The organism is Runella sp. (assembly GCF_965279615.1).
Taxonomy (GTDB): Bacteria; Bacteroidota; Bacteroidia; order Cytophagales; family Spirosomataceae; genus Runella.
In genome coordinates this window covers 5563203-5585692 of record NZ_OZ257252.1, presented here as the reverse complement: position 1 = coordinate 5585692, position 22490 = coordinate 5563203, and the positions used below count along the sequence as shown (strand labels likewise).

Below are 22490 nucleotides of genomic sequence, written 5' to 3'. Positions count from 1 at the left end.
TAACGATGCAACATTTCATTTCCGTTCACGATGTTCCCGACATTGATGCCCTTGTGCAGGAAGGGCTTCGGCACAAACAATCTCCTTTTGAATTCCAAGATTTGGGTAAAAACAAAACCATTGGTTTGTTGTTTTTCAACCAAAGCCTTCGCACACGCCTAAGCACACAGCGCGCTGCCCAGAATTTAGGCATGAATACAATGGCGCTGAACGTAGGTCAGGACAGTTGGGGATTGGAATTGGAAGAAGGCGTGGTAATGGATGGGAATAATGCAGAGCACGTCAAAGAAGCGGCAGCAGTGATGGGAAAATACTGTGATATTCTGGCCGTTCGCGCTTTTGCAGGCTTGCAGGATCGTGAAAAAGATTACGCCGAAACGGTCATGAGCCAATTCAAAAAATACGCAGGTGTCCCCATCGTCAATTTGGAATCCGCCACTCGCCACCCATTACAATCATTGGCCGACTGTATTACGATTGAAGAATACAAAACCACCGCTCGCCCCAAAGTTGTTTTGACGTGGGCTCCGCATTTTAAAGCGTTGCCGCAGGCCGTAGCCAATTCCTTTTGTGAATGGATGAACCGCCGTGACGTGGATTTTGTCATTACACACCCGGAAGGTTATGAATTAGCACCATCCTTTGTCGGCGACGCCAACGTAATTTATAATCAGGATGAAGCTTTTGAAGGAGCTGATTTTATTTATGCCAAAAACTGGTCTTCGTATCAGCAATATGGTCAGGTGCTGACCAAAGATCCATCATGGATGATCACAAAACAGAAAATGGAGCTGACCAATAATGGAAAATTCATGCACTGTCTGCCCGTTCGTCGCAATGTGAAAGTAACCGATGAAGTGCTCGACAGTCCGCAATCTATCGTGGTGGAGCAAGCCGGCAACCGCGTGTGGTCGGCACAGGCAGTATTGAAGCGAATTTTGGCAGAATTGCCCTAATAAATCGTCAACGACACCTATCATTGATTTACCCTCTTTCGAAAAAAACGAAAGAGGGTATTTTTTTAGAAAAAAATATTTTTCTTTAAAGTCCTGTTTATCAATACTTTTACATTTACTATTTTTCAGTTTATTATTTTTCCGTTACCCAAGTGTAACCTTTCCCCCCTCGTTCAGTAATCTCTCTATGAAAACCCAAACAGCCCATGACCGACGAACAGGCCATGTATGCCGTAAGCCAAGGAGATTTAGACAAGGCGGCCATCTTGTACGAACGTTACAAGAAGTCGTTGCTGAACTTCTTCCTTTACCGACAAAGCGACCGTGAGAATGCCCGTGATCTGACACAACAGGTATTTCTGCGCATGTTGCGCTATCGGCATACGTATCGTGAAGGCGCCTCGTTTCGAACGTGGGTGTTGGAGATTGCCCGAAATGTTTTTTTTGATTACCTCAAACAAAACCCAACGCACTCCGACCTTGCCGACGTTCCGGATGTAGGTGAGTCGTACGACGAAACGGAAGAGCAGCACCAGTACTTACATTATGCACTGGCGCAATTGCCCGACCAATACCGTGAAGTGCTGTTGTTGAGTCGGTTTCAAAATATGAGTTACGAAGAAATCGGCCAAACATTGGGTCTTTCGGTTGCCAACGTGAAAGTGAGAGTATTCAGAGCCATGCAAAAATTACGGGATCTGTATTTTAATGTAAGTCGTGAGTAGTCGAAAGTGAGGAGTGAATTACTAAAAGTGCGGTTTGGTTCTCAAACCTAACAAAGGAGTTTCTCAAAACTCCGTAAAACAGTGCCAACAGTTTAAGCAAAAAAGCGATGTTAAACGAACAAATCATAACGGATTACCTGCTGGGGCTTCTCTCCGAAGCCGAACGGGTTGTCTTTGAGCAGCGGCTGGCTTCCGACCCCGTTTTGCGCAAAGAAGTTGAGGAGTTACGGCGCGTTTGGCATGACCTGCAAAATGCGGAAGCGGAGACAGACGACGAAATGGATGCCAAGTTTTATCGTTCCTTGCAAGGCGAAAAAATGATGGAAACCACCATTGTGGCGCTTAAACCTCAACCGTGGCGCATTTATCTACGGTATGCTGCCGCCGTAGCGGGTATTGCGATCACTTTTTGGTTGGGTCGTCAAACTGCTCCCACTCATATTGAATACCGTACCATTACTGCTGCACCAACCACAAAAAAACCTATTGACAGCCTATTACCAACACAGGAATCAGTAACAGAATTAGTAAATCTGACCGACGAACCGGGAAAGAAATTGAAAACAGAGTCCATCGCGCAACAAATAGCTTCGCTGCGACGAGAGATGAAAATGACGCAGGAATTAGTGATTTTGGGGCTTTTAAAAGATCGTTCGGCTTCCGAAAGACTCAAAGGACTTAACTACGCGGCAGCGCTTAACAATCCCAAACCCGCCGTTATTCAGGCATTGATCAAAACGTTACGGGAAGATGAAAGTCTGAACGTACGCCTCTCCACCATCGAAACTTTAGAGCGATTTAAACCAACCGATGATGTTAAAAAAGTATTAGTCAGTCAACTCACCCAAACCAGCGAACCTGCCGAGCAATCAACGCTCATCGAAACGTTGGTGCGGATGAAAGTAAAAGAAAGCTTACCCATTTTTGAACAACTTCAAAAAGACGAAAAAGTGGACGAATCCGTACGGCTTTTGGCCAGAAGCAGCATCGGAGAGCTGTCCATGATTACCGAGTAGTTTATGTACAACCATTGCCCTCTAAGGGTCTAAAACAACTAATTCAAAACCTAATCATTCTCATAAAGCCATGCAAAAATTCATGCTTTTAGTCTGCGCCCTGGTCGTTGCCGGCGGCACGTATGCCCAAGAGTCCAAGACCTTTAAAACCAAGTTCAGCGGTGCCAATAAACGGGTTATCATGGACATTGACGCCAAACAACTTGACATTGAAGGCTATAGCGGCGATGAAATCATTGTCGAAGCACTCAATGTACCCAATGTACCTAAAGAAGCCGACGGGCTCCGTCCATTATCGGCAGCAGGAGTTGACAATACAAACATTGGCTTATCGACCAATGTCACCGGCGATGTGCTCAAAATCACCGTTGTGATGAAAGGAAAAGCCCTTTATAAAATGAAGATTCCCAAGGAATTGGGATTGGTGGTAAAGAAACGTAATTCCTGCTCATGCAACGAAACAGGAATGTCTATCTCATCAATGGAAGGCAGCATTGAAGTCAATACCAATTACGAAGCAATTACATTGACGAATGTAACCGGACCCGTTGTAGCCAATTCCAGCCAAGGCGAAATCAAAGTGATTTATGATGACAAAATGCCCGATAAACCTTCTTCGATTGTCAGCTACGGTGGCAATATCGACGTCAGCGTTTCTGAAAAAGCAAAGGTATTGTTCAGCATCAGTTCTTCCGACGGCAATATGTTTACTGACTTGGATCTGAAACCTTATATTCCTGACGCAAAAGCGTTGGAAGAAGAAAAGAAAGTAGCGGAAGAATTACGTAACAACGCAACTGCCGCTAAAAGAGCACAGTACGATAGAGATGTTACAGTAAGCGGCTGGAAATCAAAACAGGACGCTGAAATCGCCACCGGACAAGGTGTGCAGGTAGGAAGTGCCGTTGGAGGGACTATTCGCACTACCTCACCCGCAACAGTCGTCACCAGAGGTTACGTCAGTGATGACAACGTAATTGTGGCCAATGGTCAAAACGGCGTATTCTACTCCTATTCAGATGGACAATACAAATTATGGGACAGCGACCGTAATGCCCCCAGATATGTGCTCAATGACCCTCAAACCAAAGTATCCATTCGCGCTACTCGCGGTAATGTATATTTGAGAAAGAAAAAATAAGAACGCATAACGTAGAGACGCCGGTGCGGCGTCTCTACGTTAGATAAAAATCTTTTTTACCACCCGTCTTGGCAACGAGACGGGTTTCTTTTATAATAATGTGTTGGCTCATGGCTTTGCACATGTCATAGATGGTCAACGCCGCTACACTTGCACCCGTGAGTGCTTCCATTTCAATGCCGGTTTTTCCCGTTACGCTTGCCGTACATTCAATGACCACTTCGCGGGCTTCATTTACCGTAATTTCTACCTGACAATTTTCCAATCCCAACGGGTGACACAACGGAATCAACTCTCCGGTGCGCTTGGCTGCCATGACTCCCGCAATGATGGCCGTTTGAAAAACGGGGCCTTTCTTGCTATAAATTTCGTCATTTTGGAGCAGGTCCATGATTGCGTCGCCCAGCACTACAATACTGCGCGCTTTAGCTACCCGTTTGGTCACCGCTTTTTCTGACACATCCACCATAACGGGATTTCCTTCAGAATTTAAATGAGTAAGAGACATTCGTTCGTTTATTTTAATTACAAAATACGCAAAGAATCAGCTATCTGCGTTAATACATTTACGGCTTTAGCTAATTTTTATCATTTTATTATAGGCACCCTTCCGCTACCATTGTACCTTTGTGAAGAAGTTGAATGTAATAACCCGAACGGAAAGTAACGCAAAAATCAGTATGTTGACTCAAATGAACAGTCTTCTTTGGGAAATTCTCAGCGCACAACTTACTCCTTCCGAGGCCCATTGGCTGGAAGAGAAAGGTGCCGCCGAGCCCTTGGAACTAATGACCGCTTTTGTGGCGGCACCCCGTTTTTTGGCCAAGCGTACAGTCAAACCGACGGTGAAACAGACGGTTGAATTGAACGAAACATTGCCCGGTTTTTCGGTAGAAGATTGGGGAATTGTACGATTAAGCCGCGTATGGTTGTTGAGTTGTTTGGATACTGTCAACAAAGAATCCTATTGCCGTCATATAGGAACGCTTTTTGATACTGCCGAAATGAACGAATTGGTGGCGCTTTATTCGTCGCTTGCGATGCTGGACTATCCCGAAAAATGGCTTTTCAGAGCAACCGACGCCGTGCGCTCAAACATGGGCGTAGTATTTGATGCCATTGCGCTGCGCAATCCATATCCCGCCCAACATTTCACAGAACTTGCCTGGAATCAATTGGTGTTGAAAACCATTTTCAACGATAAGCCCATTCATTTTATCGTAGGATTGGAGGATAGAGTCAATGAGAATCTGGCCTTTACGCTTTCTGATTTTGCCCATGAACGTTGGGCCGCAGGCCGCACGGTACCGGCACAGGTTTGGCGATTAGTGAGTAAATTTTTGAATGCCGAGCTTCTATCAGATATTGAGCATCTTTTTAATTCACAATCAGTGCATGACCAACAGGCGGCGGCGCTTACCTGTTATCATTCCGATTATGAACCTGCTAAACAATTGCTTGAAAAGTACCCTGATTTGGAAAAAACCGTTCATAATAACCAATTGACCTGGACCCACCTCGAACTTTATTGACCCTACTGTTATGTGCCTAACCGACAAAGATTTAGCGCAAAATCCCTCTCATTTTGAGGAAACTGATGAGATCATTACCCACCGCGACATGGGCTGGGATGATTACCGAGAGTTAATTCGCGGGATGCGTTTTTTTGACCCGCATATTCACATGGTTTCCCGCACCACTGACGACTATCAGGCTATGTACGATGCGGGTATTGTAGCGCTCATTGAGCCGGCCTTTTGGGTAGGTCAGCCACGTACCGGACTTTCTACCTTTAAAGATTATTACAGCAGTCTGGTAGGATGGGAACGCTTTCGGTCGTCGCAATTTGGAATAAAACATTATTGCACGATTGGCCTTAACTCCCGCGAAGCCAACAATGAACCGTTGGCCGAACAGGTTATGGAAATCCTGCCGTTGTATATTTATAAAGAAGGGGTAGTGGGCGTGGGAGAAATCGGTTTTGACGACCAAACCGCCGCCGAAGAGAAATATTATCGCCTGCAATTAGAGCTAGCCAAAAAAGCGAATCTGCCCGTCCAGATCCACACGCCGCACCGTGACAAGAAGAAAGGAACGGAGCGGAGCATGGCCATTGCCCTCGAACACGGCTTAGACCCTTCATGGGTGATTGTAGATCACAACAACGAAGAAACCGTGAAGAGCGTACTGGACCAAGGCTTTTGGGCGGCATTTACAATCTATCCTTTTACCAAAATGGGAAACGAACGGATGGTAAAAGTAGTGGAGCATTACGGTCCCGAGCGGATCATGGTCAATTCGGCCGCCGATTGGGGAATTTCAGACCCATTGGCGATTCCGAAAACAGCGGCGTTGATGAAAATGCGGGGAATTTCGGACGAAACCATTCGGCTCGTAACCTACCAAAACGCCATTGATGCCTTTGCCCAAAGCGGCCAAATTGACGTCAGCGATTTTGAGAACGGCCTGAATGTAGACCAAAGTGCGAAATTTAACGGAAATACCATTTTACGCGGCGGCCAACAGCCCCGCGTGGCCAAAGATTCTTTAGTAATTCGATAACGTGAGTGTTTTAAAATCATATCTTCAACTTACCCGCCCCGCCAATATCGTCACGGCTATTGCTGATATATTGTCCGGAATGACGATTGCTCAATTTTCGTTTAACACCGGTTCATCGTATTGGCTACTGCTTTCTACGGTAGGTTTGTACGGCGGAGGCGTAGTAATGAACGACGTATTCGACGCCAAACTGGATGCCATCGAGCGGCCCGAGCGACCCATTCCGAGCGGCAGAGTGCCCTTGAGTGCTGCCGCTTTTATGGGTATTTCGTTATTACTGTTGGGTATTATTTCGGCAGGGCTTTTCAGTTTATTAAGCGCAGAAATTGCCTCGGCGGTAGCAGTTTTAGCCCTTGTCTATAATCGTTATGCCAAACACAGCGCGGTATTCGGTCCGCTTACGATGGGGCTTTGTCGCGGTGGTAATTTGCTTTTGGGTATGAGCTCCGTCAGTACGTCTTTATCGGAATGGGGCTGGCTGGCATTGGTGCCTATTGCGTATATTGGAGCCATCACATTGATCAGTCAGGACGAAGTACACGGAGGAAAACGTCGCTCGCTTTACATTGCGGCCTCGCTTTATACCAGCGTTCATGCGATCCAATTTCTTGTAGCAGCCAATCAAGGCAATGGTTCTATGGCGTTGCTTTTGATAGCCCTCCATGCATTGTTGGTGGGTCGTCCGTTGTGGAATGCCATTCAAAACCCCATTGGCCCAAACATCGGTAAAGCGGTAAAAGCAGGCGTGCTTTCTTTAATTGTAATGAATGCCGCTTGGTGCATTGCCTTTGGGAACTGGCCTGTCGCACTTGGTGTTCTCCTACTGCTTCCACTTTCAATACTATTAGCCCGCGCGTTTGCGGTCACATAGCGACTTTAACATTATGCAGACCTTACAACAATCATTTCAGGTTCCTTATACATATTCGATCTTTTTTACCAAAGAGCTGTTTGACCTGAAAAACAATACATTAAGCAGTTTTTTCCGTTCCTTTGGTGAAGCCGGTTTTCAGCGCAAAGCACTTTTGGTCGTTGATGGCGGCTTTTCGGCACATTATCCGACGCTTCAACAATCAATCATTTCTTATTTTGCGACGCTGGAAGATGCCGTAAAATTAGTACCGAATATTCTCGTTCTGCCGGGCGGCGAAGAAGCCAAAAACGATCCTGCTCTTTTTGATAAAATCGTAGAAGCCATTGACGAATACGGTATTGATCGTCACTCGTTTGTAGTTGGCATTGGTGGAGGCGCTATTTTGGATCTTGTGGGATATGCCGCCGCAGTATCGCATCGCGGAGTGAAACACATTCGAATTCCAACCACGGTTCTTTCACAAAATGATTCGGGCGTTGGTGTAAAAAACGGCATTAATTATCAGGGAAAGAAAAATTTTTTAGGAACGTTTGCCCCTCCGATAGCCGTCTTTAATGACCTTTCATTTCTTCAAAGCCTCGACGACCGCGATTGGCGTTCGGGCATTGCGGAAGCGATAAAAGTATCCCTCATTAAAGACAAAGTTTTTTTTGAATGGATAGAATCCAATGCAGAAGCTCTGGCCCAACGCAACGAAGAAGCCATGGCGTACCTGATCCATCGCTGTGCCGAAATGCACGTAGAACACATTCGCAGCGGCGATCCGTTTGAGTTTGGCTCTTCTCGTCCGTTGGATTTCGGGCATTGGGCAGCGCACAAATTAGAATATCTTACTGATTTTCAGATACGTCACGGCGAAGCAGTAGCCATTGGTATTGCCTTGGACAGCGTTTATTCAGTAAAAGCAGGCAAGTTGAGTGAAAACGAATTACAGCGGATTTTGACCGTTATTCAAAAACTCGGCTTTGACCTGTATCATCCCAAACTCGCCGAAAATGATAAGATAAACCTTCGCAACGGTCTGCGGGAGTTTCGGGAACATTTAGGCGGACGCCTGACCATCATGCTACTTGAAAAAATCGGCAAAGGCGTAGAAGTTCACGAAATGGACTCCGACCTCATTGCCGAAGCGGTGGATTATTTGGAAGGACATTATTCGAGTTTGTTAATGAGCTAACCTTTAATTATAACCCTGTTTTAAACCTATATGTAAACCTTATAGGTTTGAGTAGATTACGAATGTGTGTTCCAATAAAGCCCCTAACTTCATTCCCTAATGCAAACTCCACACGGACACCTCACTTATTGCAGCAATATTCACCCCGGCGAACGTTGGGATGAGCATTTCAAAACCCTACAGGACAATCTCCCGTTCATAAAAAGTCAGCTTTCTCCGGATGCACCGTTTGCACTGGGATTGCGCTTAGCCAATGAAGCCTCGATTGAACTCTCCAATCCGGAACGTTTGACAGAATTTAAAGCTTGGTTGGAAGCCAATGATATATACGTGTTTACCATGAATGGTTTTCCGTACGGAGGCTTTCACGCTACGCGTGTTAAAGATGATGTTCATACACCTGATTGGACTACCACCAACCGCACCGAATACACCAAACGCCTCTTTCGTATCTTGGCACAACTGCTGCCCGATGGCTTGGAAGGCGGCGTTTCTACCTCACCTTTATCGTACCGCTATTGGTGGCAAAGCGAAGAAGAAACCCAGCAAGCTATCAAAATAGCCACAGAAAATATTCTTCAGGTTGCCGATACATTGATTGAACTTCACCGTACCACAGGCAAGCTCATGCACCTTGATATTGAGCCTGAACCCGACGGAATTCTGGAAAACGGACAGGAATTTATCGACTGGTACGCTGATTATTTTTTACCAAAGGGCATTGCTTATTTACAGGAAACGCACGATTTTTCTCCCGAAGAAGCCAAAGAAGCATTGTTGACTCATATCCAGTTATGTTATGATGTCTGCCATTTTGCGGTAAGCTATGAAGAGCCGCAAGCTATTGTAGATCAACTGAATGAAATAGGCATTAGAGTTGGAAAAATCCAGATAAGTTCTGCGATAAAGATTGATTTACAGGAAAATAGAGGAGAAAAACTAAACGCTATTCAGTCATTTGACGAGCCTGTATACCTACATCAGGTGGTTGCTAAAACCAACGAAGGTAATTTTCAAAGATACCGCGACTTGCCTGACGCATTAGAGGCTGATACCGCCCAACAAACCGAATGGCGCATTCACTTCCACGTGCCATTGTTTATTGAATCATACGGTTTACTTGATTCCACCCAAGCTGATATTGTAAAAACCCTGAATGTCCACAAAGCCACTCCTTTTACGCAACATTTGGAGGTGGAAACGTATACGTGGGGCGTTTTGCCGGCCGATATTCAAAAGCCGATCGGTGAATCAATCGTAAGAGAGTTAGAGTGGGTAAAAGGTCAGCTTTAATAGAATTGTCGATGGTTGCGACGCAGCCGACAAATGAATGCTTTTATATAAATCACATCAATGCAAAAGACCGTCGTTATTGATATTGTAGGCTTAAGTGCCAATCTGATCGGAGAACATACTCCTTTCTTGAGCAACTACATCAAGTCACGCTACATCACTCCCATTAAACCCGTTTTACCCGCCGTTACCACAACTCCGCAAAGTTGTTACGTGACCGGCAAATGGCCTTCGGAACACGGTATTGTAGGAAATGGCTGGTACGACCGCGACGATACTGAAGTAAAATTTTGGAAGCAATCCAATCAACTCGTAAAAGCCGAAAAAATTTGGGATGTTGCCAAACGCCGGGACCCATCATTTACGTGTTCGAAAATGTTTTGGTGGTACAATATGTATTCTACCGCCGACTATTCCGTTACTCCCCGCCCTCAATACCACGCCGACGGCGTAAAAGCGCCTGACTGTTATGCATATCCGGCCAGCCTGCGTGATGAATTACAAAAGGATTTGGGACAATTTCCATTGTTCAGTTTTTGGGGTCCTAACGCCAACATAAAGTCAACAAAATGGATCGCCGATGCCTCCATGTGGGTAGACAACAAACACAATCCCACACTGACGCTCATTTATTTACCTCATTTGGATTATTGTTTGCAAAAATTCGGGCCTGATTTCACCAAAATCAGTAAAGAATTGAACGAAATAGATAAAGTAGTGGAAGAGTTGGTGCGCTTTTACGAAGCTAAAAAAACCAAGATCATCCTTCTTTCCGAATACGGCATCAACCCCGTCAATCGGCCGGTGCACATCAATCGGATTTTGCGTGAAGAAGGCTTAATTGCGGTTCGGACCGAACGTTGGTATGAACTCTTAGACGCCGGCGCTTCCAAAGCATTTGCCACGGCCGACCACCAGATCGCTCACGTTTATCTTAACGACCCTTCGGTAAAAAAACAGGTAAAAAAACGGTTGGAACAGACGCCGGGTATTGAAATGGTGCTGGACGAAGAAGGTAAAAAAGCACATCATCTCGACCACGAGCGCTCCGGCGATTTGGTCGCCATTGCCTCAACCGACAGTTGGTTTACTTACTATTATTGGTTTGATGATGCCAAAGCTCCTGATTACGCTCATTTGGTCGATATTCACCGCAAGCCCGGATACGATCCTGTGGAGATGTTTATGGACCCTAAAAATCCGCTTATTAAACTCAGAGCAGGCTACAAACTTGCCCGCAAACTGTTGGGTTTCCGCTATTTAATGGATGTCATTCCATTGGACGCCACCCTGATCAAAGGCTCACACGGAGGCGTTAGCGCCCCCAAAGAATTTTATCCGATTTGCGTTACCGATACTCCTTTGCCACAAAAGGAGTTACAGGCACCTGAGGTATATGATGTAATTTGGAATCATTTAGTCAAAGGTCAAGGCTAAATCCCTTCGCTTGCTTCTATGATTTTGCCCCAAGCTAAAGCATGTATGAGGTTAGAAGACATGCTTTTCTCCAAACTCTATTTTTCCTCTAACTCCATGCTGAAACATGGGGCCAGGCTGATACTACTCATGCTTCCCGGCTTTAGCCATGACTTCTTTTAAAAGTAATAAAATCCAAAATCGTAAATCCTAAATCAACAATAACGTTACATTCAGTATCTTTGTCAAATTTTTCAGTTTTTTGACCATGAATCTTTTTAACGTTTATCCGATTTACGACATCGAACCCGTCCGGGCGCAAGGCTCCTGGTTATGGGACAGCAAAGGCGAGAAATACCTCGACCTTTACGGCGGACACGCCGTGATTTCTGTGGGTCATTGCCACCCACATTACGTCGAAAAAATGACGGAACAGTTGCGACGAATTAACTTTTATTCCAACTCTGTCAGGATACCGCTACAGGAAGAACTCGCCCAAAAACTCGGAGAATTATCGGATTGTCCTGATTATACACTCTTTTTGTGCAATTCAGGGGCCGAAGCCAACGAAAATGCGCTCAAATTAGCCTCGTTCTACAACGGTGGCAGTAAAGTAGTGGCGTTCAAAAAATCGTTTCACGGACGTACTTCCGGCGCAGTTGCGATCACTGATAATCCGTCAATTGTAGCGCCTGTTAATCATAACGAACACGTTACGTTCTTACCTTTCAACGACGCCGACGCCGTTCGTAATCACGACATGACGGACGTGTGTGCGGTCATTGTGGAAGGTATTCAGGGAGTTGGCGGTATTCAGGTTGCCTCAGAAGAATTTCTTCGGGCAATTCGTAAAAAATGCGATGAGACAAATACCACCTTTATCTTAGACAGCGTGCAGTGCGGGTACGGACGTTCGGGGAAATTTTTCTCCAACCAACATTACCCCAACCTCAAAGCCGATATTTACACCACAGCCAAAGGCATGGGTAACGGCTTCCCGATTGCAGGGGTTTTGATCTCGCCTAAATTCCAGGCTAAATACGGGATGCTCGGCACCACTTTTGGAGGCAATCACCTCGCCTGCGCGGCCGGAATCGCCGTATTGGACATTATGAAAGACGAAAATCTGATGGCAAATGCGACCGAAATTGGAGACTATTTGATGAAAAGCCTTACCGAAATCGGCGGTTATAAAGAACTGCGCGGCCGCGGCCTGATGATCGGGATCGAGTACGATTTTCCGGTGGAGGAACTGCGCAACAAGTTGCTTTTTGACTATAAACTGTTCACGGGCGTAGCCGGTAAAAATATTATCCGGTTGCTGCCTTCACTGGCGCTTACCAAAGCCGAGGTTGATATTTTCTTAGAAGCTTTGAGCAAAGAAGTACGCGTATTGGCGTAAGTCTTTTTTGAAATTAATACGTAATACGTGGAGCAGGATTCTCACATCCTGCTCTATTTTTTTGCGTCAGCAGTCGCTCGCGTCTCGCGAGTGACGACTATTTTGAGGCTTCCAGCCTCGGTTATAAAAGGCCCGAGGCCTTATAATAATCGTCACTCGCAAGACACGAGCGACTGCGTCTACATAGGCATTTCTTTAATTCCTTTGGTGCCGATACTCAACCTTAATCCAAAGTCTTTGCCTTTGCTTACGTCTTCCAGCTTCACTATTCTGCCTCCTTTATCTTTCCAGAATGTGACCTTGTCCTGTTTTTTATCAAGGGCATATTTCCCGGACAAATACGTTTCAAACTGCGACCAAAGACCTTTGACCGAAGGTTCATCATTTAGGTAAACATCTACCCGGATGCCTTTGAGCAATTGGTTATTATCCAAGTAATATAACACGTCAATCGCTTCAAAATTATCGGTTTCGTACGTAAAGCCGACGTGATTTGTACTATCTTCAAAAAGCTCAAATGACTCCAGTTCCTTAATTTTACTGACCGGATCACCAAAATTCACCCCGCGAAAATCTCCGCCCGATTTCCCAAGCACCGTCCTCAATAATTCTGATTGACTGGTGTTGGGCACATTCGTAACAGCACCCGACAACGTATCTGCCGAAGGCTTACCTTCTTCACTTGCCTGTTGGTTCTTTGTATCGCACGCGCATATCCAAACAGCACTTAATGCGATTAAAATTGTCAAATAAATCCGATTTGTAAAATTTACTCTCATTGGATGTAGGGATGATAGTAGTGCGAAAGTAACATATTTACCCCGTTCGTCGCAATTTTGCTTTTTTTTAAAATGTAAAATGAAAAAATTTTTATAAAATATTTTACTTTTGAAGGAGAAGGCCGCTCCCATAAGCGATTCTTTTAACCTATGAAACACCATTTTATTCTTTTCTCCCTTCTTGCTTCTTTATTGACTATCTACGAAGCCGACGGCCAAATTCGATTATTTGGGAAAATAGTTAATAAAAATACGCAGCAACCCATTAGCGGCGCTACCATCCAAATGCTTAATACCAACGTCGGAATCACTTCCGACAGCAGCGGGAATTATGCATTATCAGTGCCTTCTACGGGTTTTAATTTACGCGTTACGGCAGTGGGCTACTATCCTAAAATGCGTTATTTTGAACCTAAAAAAGATACCCGTTATGTATTTGAAATGGCCGAAGAATTCAAGCAATTGGATGAAGTAACGGTCAAAACCAACCGCGAAGATGCCAACGTTTCAAGCATCGAAATGAGTACCTTAAAACTTGATACGAAGAGTCTCCGCCGTATCCCGGTGGTATTTGGCGAGGCTGATATTATCAAAGCACTTCTGCTCCAACCGGGCGTTTCTACCGTCGGTGAAGGAGCGGCAGGATTTAACGTGCGCGGAGGACGTACCGATCAGAACTTAGTGCTTTTGGACGAAATGCCACTTTTCAGCACGTCTCACTTATTAGGTTTTTTTACCAACGTAAACCCCGATGTTGTTCAGGATGTAACACTTTATAAAGCAGGTATTCCGGCCCAATACGGGGGTCGTCTTTCTTCGTTGATGAATATCAATCTCAAAAACGGCAATCCTGACAGAGTCAATTATCAGGTAGGAGCAGGCAACGTAAGTGCCCGGTTGGTGGCGGAAGGTCCCTTAGGAAAAAAACTCACCTTTGTCCTTGGAGGCCGTATTGCTTACCCCAATTGGATGATCAAAAAATTCCCCGATCGACTCAGCAACAGCCGCGCTTTTTTCTATGATCTGAATGCTAAGCTTCGCTATCAGGTTGGTAAAAATCAACAACTCACTCTTTCCACCTATCTCAATCACGACGATTTCAAATTTCCTGACGATACCGTTTACAGTTGGAACGCGAAAGCAGCTTCTTTGCAATGGAATGCTCAACTGAACGACAAATTTTCGATCAACGCCGCTGCCGTTTACAGTGATTATAAATTCCAAATGGAAGGAATTAAGGAATTCTATCGGTTTCGGTTTCAATCAGGTATCACGCACAAAGAGTTAAAAACGAATCTGGTCTTTACCCCTTCCGAAGCACACAAACTTGAAGCAGGCGCCGGTATGATACGCTACGATGTAGCCCCCGGCTACCGTACCCGAGTAGATGACGAAAGCAATATCAACCCCAAAGCCGTTGCCAACGAGCAAGGCTATGAATACAGCGCTTATATCAGCGAAGAATGGAATGCAGCGCGCTGGCTTACGGTACAAACCGGACTGCGTTACGCAACCTTTTCGTTGGTCGGCCCCAAAACAGTCTATAACTATGAAGCAGGCGTGCCCCGAGCGCCGGAAACAGTTACTGAAAGTACGTCATACAGTGCAGGTCAAAAGATTCAATCGTACGGCGGTTTTGAACCGCGTATCTCTGTACGGATCGGATTGAGTAAAATGCATTCGATCAAGTTAAGCTACAATCGCACGCGACAGTATTTGCACCTTATCACCAACACAACGGCCATTTCTCCCGCCGATTTTTGGAAATTGAGCGACAGTTATTTACCACCACAGATCGCCGACCAATACGCTGCCGGTTATTACCTCAATTTGAAAGACAATGTATATGAATTTTCAATTGAAGGGTATTACAAAAATATCAGCTCGTTGCTGGAGGCTAAAAACGGCGCTATTTTATTGTTAAATCCTCAACTTGAAACAGCACTCATCAGCGCTCGCGGGTTGGCGTATGGGGTTGAAGTCAGCGCCAAAAAGAACAAAGGCAAATTTACGGGTCAGATCAATTATACCTACGCCCGAACATTCATCCAGTCCATTACGCCCTATCCACTGGAGCAGATCAATCGGGGAAATTGGTTTCCGGCCAATTATGATAAGCCTCATATACTCAACGTTGCCGCCAATTTAAGCATGGGACGCGGCTGGTCAATGTCAGCCAATTTTACGTATAATTCAGGTCGCCCTGCCATTTATCCCGATGGTAATTACAGCGTAGCGGGTTACCCTTTGATCAATTATTCTCTTCGTAATGTTGACCGGATTCCTGACTATCACCGACTGGATTGGGCAATTACGAAGAATACACGGCAGAACAAAGAACAGCAACGCTACAGCATGTGGGTATTTTCATTGTACAATGTATATGGGCGGGAAAATCCTTATTCTGTCTATTTTGCTCGATTCAATCGAGTAACACGCGCTTATCAATTGGCAGTATTCGGCAGCATTGTTCCTGCATTGTCGTGGAATTATAATTTTTAAAAAAGTGACCTCAGAAGCGTAATAAAACATTTCATTACGCACAAAAATAATGATGGCTTCGGCCAACCTATTCATGAAAATAATCAGAAAAATAAAAAGTAAATTCATCTTGGCAACGTTGCTTTCGGGATTGCTCGTTTCGTGCATTCGCGAGATAGACTTAGCCATTCGGGTAGAAAAACCTGTGCTGGTGGTTGATGGAATGATCACGAACGAAGCGCCGCCTTACATCGTCAAGCTGACCTATACGGGCATATACGAGGCATCAAACCGCATCAATGAAAATCAGGCGATCAGCGGTGCCCGCATCACCCTCAGCGACGACCAAGGCAAAAAAACACAATTTGAACAGGTATTAGAAGAACCGGGGAAATACCAAACCAATGACCCGACCTTCAGAGGGCAAACGGGTCGTACATATACCCTTATGATCGAACTGCCCAATGGCGAAGTATATGAATCTACTCCCGAAAAACTTTCAGAAGTTCCGGAGATCAATCAAGTATACAGTGAATTTACCGAAACCGGCAGCGGTGAGCAAAACGTAGGATACAATGTATTTTTAGACACCAAAGATCCTAAAGGTGTCCCCAATTATTACCGCTGGCAAGCCAATGGCTATCGAATGCGCCTTACAACAGGCGTGTTTAACCCCATCACGGGAGCGATGGACAATAGACAATGTTGGCAAGCGTTCAGAAGAGAAAACATTGATATTGAAACCGATGCTGATTTTGACGGCAATAACGTTCAAAAAAGATTAATGATCTACAGTCCTGCTTACACTAATGCCCCCTATTTGGTGGAAGTAAGTCAGTTTTCGTTGAGTCGTGATGTGTACCAATTTTGGCGACGAATGAACGAACAATTGACCCGTACCGGAAGCATTTTTGATCCTTTGCCCAGCCCCGTTGAAGGAAATATTTCGCTCAAATCGGATCCCAACAAACTGGCGCTCGGGTATTTCGGAGCTTCGGCCATTTCCAGAAAAAAATTGGTCATTTACGAAACCGATGAAGCAAAAAGACAGCGAATTGAAGTATCGGCACAGCCCTTTGTTTTAACGGGTGGTTGCACAGTCCTTTTCCCCGGTACGACTCCTTTTAAACCAAGCGGCTGGTAAAAAACAAACACCATGAGATCGTTATTTATATTTTATTGGATGCTTCTTTTGCCGGCGATAAACTCGTGCGAGCCTGCCGTTGTCAATGAAGAAACTGCTGCCCAATCAACCCTGAAATTATTCTCGGTTACCCCCGATTATGCCAAAGGAACGGCCTTGATTCAGGGAGAATCGTCGGTGGTGGAAGGCGTCGAATTTGGCATTGCTTATGGTCTTACCTCCAAGCCAACCATCACCAATCAACAGGCGGCGGTTCAGCAGAGCGGCGGGAGCGGCAAAGCGTTGTCCGCAACCATTGCCAATCTGCAACCCAACCAACGATACTATTTTCGATTATATACCAAAAAAGGCTCAGAAGTTACCTACAGCAATGAGCGCAACGTAGTTTTAAACCCCAATTGGCGCCAAATTGCTTCCGTAAACTTTGAAGGTCAACCACTTTCGTATGGTTGGCTAAATGAGAGTTATGGCGGTTTCAGCATAACCGCTTTTACCCGAACCAACCTTTCTTCCGAAAGCACAAGTCAGCAGTGGACGTATTATGGGGGCGTAAATTGGCAGGGAAGCCTGAATGTAACAACGGCCTTGCCGGCACGCTATGCCCCTATTTACCTGCCTTATGCCGATCAAACAACGTATTTCTTTGGAGGTGGCTATTTCTATTCGCCCGAACCAAACGCCGCTTATACCTATCAAAAATCATTTGACGATTACCGCGACGGAGTAGCGTATGATTACGTAGGTGACGATGTTCCAACGGTACAATTTGCCATCGGTACAAATTTGCCCGATCTGTATGTGTTGGAAGTCGGCAATCAATATCGCCTCTGGAAATACCAAAACCGCATCACGCCAACGGGTTGGGAACTTGTAAAAGGGGCCGAATTTCCCAAAAAATCACTGACAAAATTGTTGGCTTTTACCGCGGGCGAAAAAGGCTTTATTCTCTCGGAAGACGATGGCAGCCTATGGGCTTTTGACCCCGTTAAAAATCAATGGACATCGCGTAAAACGATCCCTTTTAAAGACCGTCAGCGAGGTGCTGCTATTTCAATAACCAAAGGAGGTGTTTATGGATTGGGGGTCAATTCAAAAACGGGCGAGGGCTACCGCGATCTGTGGCTCTATGATGATAAAGCCGATAGTTGGAGCTATCTAACTGACTATCCCGGCGAGGGCAACGCCAACGTAACCGCCGTGGGGCGCAACAATCGGATCGGATTTTTAATGGGCTATCGTGCCATTACCACTCCCATCGGTACCGCCGAATTCAGCGTTGCAAAGGATGTTTGGATTTTTGAACCGAAATAGGTAAATCGAAAAAAAAAAATTTGATGGCAATCGGCATCTTATTGCTCTGTTTTGGTTTATTGTTTTTAAGTTATGGAAGTCATACTTACGGCCAAATAAGCGCCAAAGAGGCTATTTTAAGCAGTGTGCTGCTGTTTTCTGCCTTACTTATTCTAGTTACCGAACTGACAGGCACCTTTCAAATTCTTCACTTTCAATCACTGCTTATAAGTTGGAGCTTCTTCTCTATCCTTCTTTTGGTGTTTCTGTTAAAACATAAAAAAACAGTTGGTCTTTTTATTCGGGATTTTACGCAAAAAATCATCGTATATCGTTCTAAATCAAGCTCATGGGAGAATATTTTATTATTGAGCGTTTCGGTTTTATTACTTCTTGTTTTTATTCAGGGGATTGCTTACCCTCCCAATAATTATGATTCGTTGACCTATCATTTGGCCAGAACTACGAGTTGGATAAGTCACGGGTCGGTTGCTCATTATCCAACGCATATTTTCCGCCAAGTGTATCAACCGCCATTTAGTGAATATATTATTCTACACATTAATATTCTGACGGGCAACGACTATTTTTCCGCTTCCGTCCAACTGTTTTTTTTACTCTTTTGCTTCATTGCCCTTGCGTCGCTGATCGAATTATTGGGGCTGAATCGTCACTATCAGCTCATTGCGGTTGTTTTGGCCATTACCATTCCGGAAGTAGTTTTACAGGCATCAAGTACTCAAAATGACATCGTCGTTTCTTTTTTCATTTTAACTTCACTCTATTTTGCCATAAAAACCACGAAAGAAACCACCCTTAAAAACGTTCTCTTTCTGGGCTTATCGGCAGGCATCGGCATTCTTACAAAAGGCACCGCTTACCTTTATTTGATTCCTGTTTTTTTGGTGTATGGCGGAACAATGATATACAGCCAATTGAAAAACAACTCTTTTTCATTCCTGTACCCTGCCACCATCATCGTTATCATTTGTCTGAGCATCAACGCAGGCCTTTATGTGCGCAATTACAGTCTTACGCATAATCCATTGGGTGCAGGCGGCTCGTATTCCAACCGAAGCATGAGTCCATCGTTGTTGGTTTCAAGCGTTCTAAAAAATATAGGTCTTCATATAAGCCCTGTCCCTTTTGATCCCATTATAAACCGGGCAATGTATAAGCTGCACACCATTGCCGGCATTGATATAAATCATCCCGGTGTTAATTTCCTCAATAGTAAGTACAACACTATTCCTCCTGTTTTTAACCACGAGGACTTAGCGCCCAACCCCATCCATATCTGCTTGCTATTATTTACATTGACTGTTGCAGTCGTTTATTTACTGAAACACCGTGTAAAACCCAATGCTCTTTTGCTTTATACAACGGTCGTTTTATTGCAGGGGTTTTTGTTCTGTTTTGTCCTTAAATGGCAACCTTGGCACACAAGGCTTCATACACCATTGTTTCTGACATCAGTACCTTTAATGTGCTGTATTGCCCACCTGAAACCCTTCTTTCATAAGGCCTTGCACTTTCTCTTACCTGTTTTGATCGCCTATGTTTCGTTAGTTGTACTGTTTAACCGGTATCGGCCTTTTGTGTATGTCCCTTTTTCAAACATTACGGCCGAAATCTCCATCATGGACAACCGTTATAAAAAATTCTTTCCTCAACATCCTGATCTGTATAAGGAATACGAAAACATTGTGAAGGAGATCGAAAAAGAAAAATATGAAAGAATAGGGCTTATTATGGCCGAAGATGACTGTGAGTATCCTTTATTCAGTCCGGTTCATGGTAAGATGCGCCATCCGATACACATTCTGGTGACGAAAAATCCGACCAAAAAATTAGCGTTAAGTTCCGACAGGATTGACTGCATTGTGTCAACAACACTCAATCAACCGGCTATCAGTTTTAAGGGCAAAAGCTTTGAGAATCAATCAATAAATCATAAAAAGGTATGGTTGTATGAACTTCGTCAAGATCAGAACTCCCGTCCAAACGAAAAGTAAGGCCTTGCTTCGCCGAGGTGATTAACGGAGTAATTGAGATGCCCCACAAAATTGTACCAAGACACAATGTCGATCCCGACTCCTACGCCCGCCAAAAGTCGATTGGCCAATTTGCTGTTGTTAAGTTCGGGATATTGATTGCGCACATACCCAAAATCGGCGTAAATGTTGGGATAAATAGCCAACGGGAATGTATTGAACTGGCGAAATTTGATGATCTTGCTCAGGTTGAAAACACGATTAAGTGCCTGATAGCGGAGATTTGTTTTGACATATCCGTAATGCTGACCGTCAATCACATATAGTTCATACCCTCTGACCAAATCACCGCCATAGCCCAGTCCGCGTGTTTGCAGAAATGGCTGCCGCCCCGGCGTTGAAAATTTAGCTTCAGACAAATAGCTGAAAAACAGCTTTTTAGCCAAAGGTATAAACTGTCCAAAATCCACGGTCGTCTCAAATATGTTCACATCATCTTTGGGTAAAATACCCGTTTTGCTGACATAAATACCGTAGATATATCCTTTCAAGGCATATTGTCCACGATCACGGCGGTCATAAAAATGCGAATACGCAAGTTGAAGGTAGTTCTGCCGTTTATTGCCGTTCAAAAAATAGTTCGGATTTAGCTTTGCAATGGTATCCGTGATAGAAGTAGTCGAATATTGCGCGCTGAATGAATGGTAGCCGTAAAATTTAGGGCGGTGTGTAATGGTCAGATACGGTACGATCCGTTCGCGCGTGCGCCCTTCGCTGCCGGTCAAAAAGGTTAATTTATCACGATTGGTACGGTACGCCAAGGCGCGGTTGGTCAGACGTAATATCCCAATAGTCATCCCGGTACGCTGTTTTTTATCCAAATAAGGAATGGAATAATAAATATCCAGGCGAGGAATAAATCCAAATTCGGCACGTAATCGCAGTTTATCATTATTACCCGTCAGATTTTGGTGTAATGCATAGACGCCGTAGATCGTGCGGCTCAGGTCTCGGCCTCGTTCGTACCACCATTCATTAAAATTACGGTCGGCCAGTTGAAACACGGGAAACGCCAATAAGTACCATTGCTCTTTGACAATGACTTCGAGATCTATCTCTTTTAGATTCGCTATGCGTTTTCCATCCGCCGTGATGTACACCAATTGGGTTGTATCAACGACGGGCTTTTTTCGCAACTCTACCGTTACAAAAAGATTGGTATTCAATATTTTACGGCGGTCGTATAAAAGCAATGAATCCAGTTTTCGGTACGAGAGCGTATCTCCGGCGCGTACATCCATCTCTCGCCGAATAATGCGTTCCCGCGTACGAAAATTACCCGTAAAGGCTACTTGGCGTACTACTACTTTTTCGGTAGTATCCGCTGAAGTTCCCAAAAGTGACAGCCAGAAAGTGGAAAGAAAAGAGAGAAGAAGCATAGTTATTCAATAAAACCATATTTGGCTTTCGCGTTCTCTCTCGACATAGCATTATAGTGCCACCATTCGGTTTCGATGGAAGTATAACCGGATTTTTTCATGACCCGTCGGAGTAATTTGCGGTTTTCCAATTGTTGTGCCGTAAGCTTTCCGGCTTTACGCATGGCCGCTTCGCGGCGCGGTTCGGCCAATTCGCCAAAGAAATCGAAGATGGTTCCCATGTCTAAAGCCCTTCCTTTTTCATCGGCAATGGTGAGATCAACCGCACAACCAAAATTATGAATAGAACCTTTGGCAGGATCAGCCACAAAATCTTCGCGACGGTTGTAGGGCAAATGGCTCATCCGTGCCCAGAAAATCTTTGTTACACTTCTTGGGCGTGCGCCATCGTAGACCAACAGCGTGTAGCCGGGCTTCTCCTGTTTCAGAAATTTATTGGCTTTTGCGAGTTTTTCGGCGGCCATGGGTTGCAGATAGGCCCGTTCCAGATCACCATATACATCTTCTTTGATAAAATTGTCGGTGGTTGAATACTTCAAATCAACTTTGATGGTAGGGTCAAGTTTCTGAATATCAACCAATCCGCGATCAATGAATTTACGTTCAAAAGGACTTATTTTTGTTTGACAATAACCGGTCAATCCCATTGTCAATAAAACCCCGGCAATAATCGTTTTAGATAGCATATAATTTCTCCCAATCAGCATTTTTACTTTTCCCAAGAATCTTTAACGCAACATAATAGTCCAACTGTGTCAGTACAACGTATTTCTTTTGCAAGTGTCTTTCCTTATACAACAT

At 44.7% G+C, this 22490-nt stretch carries 19 protein-coding genes; 15 read left to right on the top strand and 4 right to left on the bottom strand.

Features of this window, described 5'->3' with window-relative positions; translation table 11 throughout:
* The first annotated feature begins 5 nt into the window (after nucleotides 1-5).
* The 4 genes from ACQY73_RS23490 (at nucleotide 6) to ACQY73_RS23475 (ending at nucleotide 3838) form a co-directional block, all read left to right on the top strand.
* Nucleotides 6-956, top strand: coding sequence for an N-acetylornithine carbamoyltransferase (locus ACQY73_RS23490; RefSeq protein ID WP_428655636.1), 951 nt, complete (start codon nucleotides 6-8; stop codon nucleotides 954-956).
* 206 nt (nucleotides 957-1162) lie between these two features.
* Nucleotides 1163-1681: an RNA polymerase sigma factor gene (locus ACQY73_RS23485; protein WP_428655634.1), complete on the top strand. Its 519-nt coding sequence runs from the start codon at nucleotides 1163-1165 to the stop codon at nucleotides 1679-1681.
* A gap of 107 nt (nucleotides 1682-1788) precedes the next feature.
* Nucleotides 1789-2697 (top strand): HEAT repeat domain-containing protein, encoded by a 909-nt coding sequence (locus ACQY73_RS23480; protein WP_428655632.1) that lies wholly within the window; start codon nucleotides 1789-1791, stop codon nucleotides 2695-2697.
* 70 nt (nucleotides 2698-2767) lie between these two features.
* Nucleotides 2768-3838: a hypothetical protein gene (locus ACQY73_RS23475; protein WP_428655629.1), complete on the top strand. Its 1071-nt coding sequence runs from the start codon at nucleotides 2768-2770 to the stop codon at nucleotides 3836-3838.
* Nucleotides 3839-3872: 34 nt separating this feature from the next.
* Here the strand turns inward: ACQY73_RS23475 and moaC are convergent, their stop codons facing one another.
* Entirely contained in the window at nucleotides 3873-4346 is a 474-nt protein-coding gene (moaC, locus tag ACQY73_RS23470; RefSeq protein ID WP_428655626.1) for a cyclic pyranopterin monophosphate synthase MoaC, read from the bottom strand.
* A 184-nt stretch (nucleotides 4347-4530) separates the two neighbouring features.
* On the opposite strand from moaC, the gene ACQY73_RS23465 reads away from it, so the two are divergent.
* The 7 genes from ACQY73_RS23465 to ACQY73_RS23435 all read left to right on the top strand — a co-directional run bounded on the left by ACQY73_RS23465 (nucleotide 4531) and on the right by ACQY73_RS23435 (nucleotide 12562).
* The gene (locus ACQY73_RS23465) at nucleotides 4531-5370 is read left to right on the top strand and encodes an EboA domain-containing protein (RefSeq protein WP_428655624.1); all 840 of its coding nucleotides are present in this window, start codon (nucleotides 4531-4533) and stop codon (nucleotides 5368-5370) included.
* Between the two features lie 10 nt (nucleotides 5371-5380).
* Nucleotides 5381-6400, top strand: coding sequence for a TatD family hydrolase (locus ACQY73_RS23460; protein WP_428655622.1), 1020 nt, complete (start codon nucleotides 5381-5383; stop codon nucleotides 6398-6400).
* 1 nt (nucleotide 6401) lies between these two features.
* On the top strand, nucleotides 6402-7271 hold the full coding sequence (gene eboC / locus ACQY73_RS23455; RefSeq protein WP_428655619.1) for a UbiA-like protein EboC: 870 nt from the start codon (nucleotides 6402-6404) through the stop codon (nucleotides 7269-7271).
* A gap of 13 nt (nucleotides 7272-7284) precedes the next feature.
* Entirely contained in the window at nucleotides 7285-8451 is a 1167-nt protein-coding gene (locus ACQY73_RS23450) for a 3-dehydroquinate synthase (protein WP_428655617.1), read from the top strand.
* A gap of 99 nt (nucleotides 8452-8550) precedes the next feature.
* Entirely contained in the window at nucleotides 8551-9744 is a 1194-nt protein-coding gene (gene eboE / locus ACQY73_RS23445; protein WP_428655615.1) for a metabolite traffic protein EboE, read from the top strand.
* 60 nt (nucleotides 9745-9804) lie between these two features.
* Nucleotides 9805-11181, top strand: coding sequence for an alkaline phosphatase family protein (locus ACQY73_RS23440; RefSeq protein ID WP_428655613.1), 1377 nt, complete (start codon nucleotides 9805-9807; stop codon nucleotides 11179-11181).
* A gap of 247 nt (nucleotides 11182-11428) precedes the next feature.
* Nucleotides 11429-12562: an aspartate aminotransferase family protein gene (locus tag ACQY73_RS23435; RefSeq protein ID WP_428655610.1), complete on the top strand. Its 1134-nt coding sequence runs from the start codon at nucleotides 11429-11431 to the stop codon at nucleotides 12560-12562.
* A 179-nt stretch (nucleotides 12563-12741) separates the two neighbouring features.
* Here the strand turns inward: ACQY73_RS23435 and ACQY73_RS23430 are convergent, their stop codons facing one another.
* Nucleotides 12742-13311, bottom strand: coding sequence for a hypothetical protein (locus tag ACQY73_RS23430; protein ID WP_428655608.1), 570 nt, complete (start codon nucleotides 13309-13311; stop codon nucleotides 12742-12744).
* Nucleotides 13312-13491: 180 nt separating this feature from the next.
* On the opposite strand from ACQY73_RS23430, the gene ACQY73_RS23425 reads away from it, so the two are divergent.
* The 4 genes from ACQY73_RS23425 (at nucleotide 13492) to ACQY73_RS23410 (ending at nucleotide 20271) form a co-directional block, all read left to right on the top strand.
* A complete protein-coding gene (locus tag ACQY73_RS23425) occupies nucleotides 13492-15843 on the top strand; it encodes a TonB-dependent receptor (RefSeq protein WP_428655607.1) in 2352 nt (783 codons plus the stop codon).
* A 73-nt stretch (nucleotides 15844-15916) separates the two neighbouring features.
* Nucleotides 15917-16966, top strand: a complete 1050-nt coding sequence (locus ACQY73_RS23420) for a DUF4249 domain-containing protein (protein ID WP_428655605.1) — start codon at nucleotides 15917-15919, stop codon at nucleotides 16964-16966.
* Nucleotides 16967-16978: 12 nt separating this feature from the next.
* On the top strand, nucleotides 16979-18277 hold the full coding sequence (locus tag ACQY73_RS23415; RefSeq protein ID WP_428655603.1) for a hypothetical protein: 1299 nt from the start codon (nucleotides 16979-16981) through the stop codon (nucleotides 18275-18277).
* A gap of 23 nt (nucleotides 18278-18300) precedes the next feature.
* On the top strand, nucleotides 18301-20271 hold the full coding sequence (locus ACQY73_RS23410) for an ArnT family glycosyltransferase (protein ID WP_428655601.1): 1971 nt from the start codon (nucleotides 18301-18303) through the stop codon (nucleotides 20269-20271).
* Here ACQY73_RS23410 and ACQY73_RS23405 read toward each other — a convergent pair.
* Together ACQY73_RS23405 and ACQY73_RS23400 are read right to left on the bottom strand one after the other, a co-directional pair.
* Nucleotides 20244-21689: a BamA/TamA family outer membrane protein gene (locus ACQY73_RS23405; protein WP_428655599.1), complete on the bottom strand. Its 1446-nt coding sequence runs from the start codon at nucleotides 21687-21689 to the stop codon at nucleotides 20244-20246. The genes ACQY73_RS23410 and ACQY73_RS23405 overlap by 28 nt on opposite strands.
* 2 nt (nucleotides 21690-21691) lie before the next feature.
* The gene (locus ACQY73_RS23400; protein ID WP_428655597.1) at nucleotides 21692-22375 is read right to left on the bottom strand and encodes a M15 family metallopeptidase; all 684 of its coding nucleotides are present in this window, start codon (nucleotides 22373-22375) and stop codon (nucleotides 21692-21694) included.
* Nucleotides 22376-22490: the final 115 nt, after the last annotated feature.

Coding starts and splice junctions, on each gene's coding strand:
- ACQY73_RS23435 (WP_428655610.1), top strand. CDS start 11,429: ATGAATCTTTTTAACGTTTATCCGATTTACGACATCGAACCCGTCCGG.
- ACQY73_RS23480 (WP_428655632.1), top strand. CDS start 1,789: ATGTTAAACGAACAAATCATAACGGATTACCTGCTGGGGCTTCTCTCC.
- ACQY73_RS23400 (WP_428655597.1), bottom strand. CDS start 22,375: ATGCTATCTAAAACGATTATTGCCGGGGTTTTATTGACAATGGGATTG.
- ACQY73_RS23415 (WP_428655603.1), top strand. CDS start 16,979: ATGAGATCGTTATTTATATTTTATTGGATGCTTCTTTTGCCGGCGATA.
- ACQY73_RS23440 (WP_428655613.1), top strand. CDS start 9,805: ATGCAAAAGACCGTCGTTATTGATATTGTAGGCTTAAGTGCCAATCTG.
- ACQY73_RS23475 (WP_428655629.1), top strand. CDS start 2,768: ATGCAAAAATTCATGCTTTTAGTCTGCGCCCTGGTCGTTGCCGGCGGC.
- ACQY73_RS23410 (WP_428655601.1), top strand. CDS start 18,301: ATGGCAATCGGCATCTTATTGCTCTGTTTTGGTTTATTGTTTTTAAGT.
- eboE (WP_428655615.1), top strand. CDS start 8,551: ATGCAAACTCCACACGGACACCTCACTTATTGCAGCAATATTCACCCC.
- ACQY73_RS23425 (WP_428655607.1), top strand. CDS start 13,492: ATGAAACACCATTTTATTCTTTTCTCCCTTCTTGCTTCTTTATTGACT.
- ACQY73_RS23420 (WP_428655605.1), top strand. CDS start 15,917: ATGAAAATAATCAGAAAAATAAAAAGTAAATTCATCTTGGCAACGTTG.
- ACQY73_RS23450 (WP_428655617.1), top strand. CDS start 7,285: ATGCAGACCTTACAACAATCATTTCAGGTTCCTTATACATATTCGATC.
- ACQY73_RS23460 (WP_428655622.1), top strand. CDS start 5,381: ATGTGCCTAACCGACAAAGATTTAGCGCAAAATCCCTCTCATTTTGAG.
- moaC (WP_428655626.1), bottom strand. CDS start 4,346: ATGTCTCTTACTCATTTAAATTCTGAAGGAAATCCCGTTATGGTGGAT.
- ACQY73_RS23485 (WP_428655634.1), top strand. CDS start 1,163: ATGACCGACGAACAGGCCATGTATGCCGTAAGCCAAGGAGATTTAGAC.
- ACQY73_RS23465 (WP_428655624.1), top strand. CDS start 4,531: ATGAACAGTCTTCTTTGGGAAATTCTCAGCGCACAACTTACTCCTTCC.
- ACQY73_RS23490 (WP_428655636.1), top strand. CDS start 6: ATGCAACATTTCATTTCCGTTCACGATGTTCCCGACATTGATGCCCTT.
- ACQY73_RS23405 (WP_428655599.1), bottom strand. CDS start 21,689: ATGCTTCTTCTCTCTTTTCTTTCCACTTTCTGGCTGTCACTTTTGGGA.